This is a genomic window from Albidovulum sp. (assembly GCF_041919395.1).
In the GTDB taxonomy this organism is placed as follows: Bacteria; Pseudomonadota; Alphaproteobacteria; order Rhodobacterales; family Rhodobacteraceae; genus Albidovulum.
Genome location: NZ_JAYRTX010000184.1, coordinates 1 through 2,312, shown reverse-complemented (window position 1 = coordinate 2,312; position 2,312 = coordinate 1). Strand labels below are relative to the sequence as shown.

The 2,312-nt window shown below is 64.7% G+C and carries 5 protein-coding genes; all 5 read left to right on the top strand.

The genetic code is table 11. From position 1 onward, the window contains the following. Positions 1 to 669 (top strand): NADH-quinone oxidoreductase subunit NuoF (gene nuoF / locus ACMUOO_RS17175; protein WP_413855803.1); only part of this gene is annotated, 669 nt, incomplete at its 5' end. 10 nt (positions 670 to 679) lie between these two features. Continuing rightward, the gene (locus ACMUOO_RS17170) at positions 680 to 979 is read left to right on the top strand and encodes a hypothetical protein (RefSeq protein ID WP_301920150.1); all 300 of its coding nucleotides are present in this window, start codon (positions 680 to 682) and stop codon (positions 977 to 979) included. Then, the gene (locus tag ACMUOO_RS17165; RefSeq protein WP_301920149.1) at positions 976 to 1,473 is read left to right on the top strand and encodes a DUF3291 domain-containing protein; all 498 of its coding nucleotides are present in this window, start codon (positions 976 to 978) and stop codon (positions 1,471 to 1,473) included. Before ACMUOO_RS17170 ends, ACMUOO_RS17165 begins: the two co-directional genes overlap by 4 nt. A 77-nt stretch (positions 1,474 to 1,550) precedes the next feature. Next, complete coding sequence (locus ACMUOO_RS17160; RefSeq protein WP_301920148.1) at positions 1,551 to 1,970, top strand: DUF5333 domain-containing protein; 420 nt, start codon at positions 1,551 to 1,553, stop codon at positions 1,968 to 1,970. Between the two features lie 47 nt (positions 1,971 to 2,017). After that, positions 2,018 to 2,312, top strand: a 295-nt coding sequence (locus ACMUOO_RS17155) for a 2Fe-2S iron-sulfur cluster-binding protein (RefSeq protein WP_413855802.1), incomplete at its 3' end; no start/stop codon positions are given.

Below are 2,312 nucleotides of genomic sequence, written 5' to 3'. Positions count from 1 at the left end.
AACAACGTGGAATCGATCGCGGTGGTGCCGACGATCCTGCGCCGGGGGGCGGCCTGGTATGCCTCCTTCGGGCGGCCGAACAACACCGGTGTCAAGCTCTTCGCCATGTCGGGGCACGTGAATACGCCCTGCGTGATCGAGGAATCGATGTCGATCAGCATGAAGGAGCTGATCGAGAAGCATGGCGGCGGCGTGCGCGGCGGCTGGAAGAACCTCAAGGCGGTGATTCCCGGCGGCGCCTCCTGCCCGATCCTGCCCGCGAAGTTCTGCGAGGACGCGATCATGGACTACGACGGGATGCGCGAGCTGAAAAGCTCGTTCGGCACCGCCTGCATGATCGTGATGGACCAGTCCACCGACGTGATCAAGGCCGTCTGGCGGCTCTCGAAGTTCTTCAAGCACGAAAGTTGCGGCCAGTGCACGCCCTGCCGCGAGGGCACCGGCTGGATGATGCGGGTGATGGAGCGGCTGGTGCGCGGCGAGGCCGAGATCGAGGAGATCGACATGCTGCTGTCGGTCACCAAGCAGGTCGAGGGCCACACGATCTGCGCGCTCGGCGATGCCGCCGCCTGGCCGATCCAGGGCCTCATCCGGCATTACCGCGAAGAGATCGAGGACCGCATCAAGGCGCGGAAGTCGGGCCGCATGGGTGCGATGGCGGCGGAGTAGGGGGCCATAGGTGATGGAGTTGATGTGGATACCGGGGGTATGCGTGGGCGGGAGCTTCCTGGCCATGATCCGGGTATTGGTCCGTACAGGCCACAAAGCCGGACTCGTTCGGATTGTCGCTCTGCTCGGTCTGGCATTCATTATTCCCTTCCTTCTCAGCGCCTCCATGTTTGTCACCGGTCTTAAGATGGCTCCCAGTTTTGACAGCCTGTCCATGGTGGGCTTTATCGTCCAGTTGCCTGGGGCAGTTGTTGCGACACTGGTTTCGCTCTGGATCGCTTTCAAGCGCTGGCCTAAGGCGGTGCAATGACTACGCAATACCACCTCGCCGAACTGAACGTCGGGCGGCTGATCGCGCCCACGGACGATCCGCGCGTGGCGGAGTTCATGGCGGCTCTCGACCGGGTCAACGGCCTGGGCAAGCGCATGCCGGGCTTCGTCTGGATGATGGAGGGTTCCGGCGAACCGCGGACGGGGAATACCGAAACCAAGATCGGCGGCGATCCGCAATATGTCTCGAACCTGACCGTCTGGGAGGATGTGAAAAGCCTCGAGACCTTCGTCTGGAACACCGTCCACAAGCAGTTCTACGACCGGCGCCGCGAGTGGTTCGAAGTGTTGGGCGAGATACATTTCGTCATGTGGTGGGTGCCCGCAGGCCACCGGCCGACGCTCGACGAGGCGCTTGCGCGGCTCGACCACTTGAAGCGTCACGGCGACACGGACCACGCCTTCGGCTGGGCGCATCTGGAGGAGGCGACGCTCTGGCGTGAGCGGAATTGCGCGGGAATGGCGGCGGAATGAGCGGGGTTATTGCATATCGCGCCGCGCGCCGGGTTCATCGGGTCCGTGGGCATTCCGCCCCGGAAGGACAGAGGAAGATGAACCCCATCAAGCATTTCGCCCTGCCGCTGTCGCTGGCCACCCTCGTCGTCACCGGCGCCGGGGCCTCCGCGCTCCAGCCGCTCGGCCAGAACACCTATGTCACCGACCGGCTCGTCGCGGCGCGGGTCGCGGACCGCATCCGCAAGACCTGCCCCGACGAGATCGGCGCGCGCCTTCTCTACGCGTTCCAGCAGGCCTTCGCGCTGAAGGGCTGGGCGCAGGACCAGGGCTATGCGAGCGACGAGATCGACCGCTTCCTCAAGGACAAGGCCGAGAAGAAGGCGATCTACGCCAGGGCCGAGGACTATCTCGCCGCCAATGGCGCGACGAACGGCAATGTACAGGCCTTCTGCGACCTCGGGCGCAGGGAATTCGCGGCAGGCTCCATCGCGGGCTCGCTGATCTACGAGAAGTAACAGGCGCGCGGGGCCGACCCTCGCGCGGGACGTAAAGGACAAGAGACATGGCCGATCTGCGCAAGATCATCATCGACGATACCGAAGTCGAGGTCGATCCGAGCCTCACGCTCATTCAGGCCTGCGAACAGGCTGGGATCGAGATCCCGCGCTTCTGCTACCACGAGCGCCTGTCGATCGCCGGCAACTGCCGGATGTGCCTGGTCGAGGTGGTGGGCGGCCCGCCGAAGCCCGCCGCCTCCTGCGCGATGCAGGTGAAGGATTTGCGGCCGGGGCCGAACGGCGAACCGTCGGTGGTGAAGACCAATTCGCCGATGGTGAAGAAGGCCCGCGAGGGGGTGA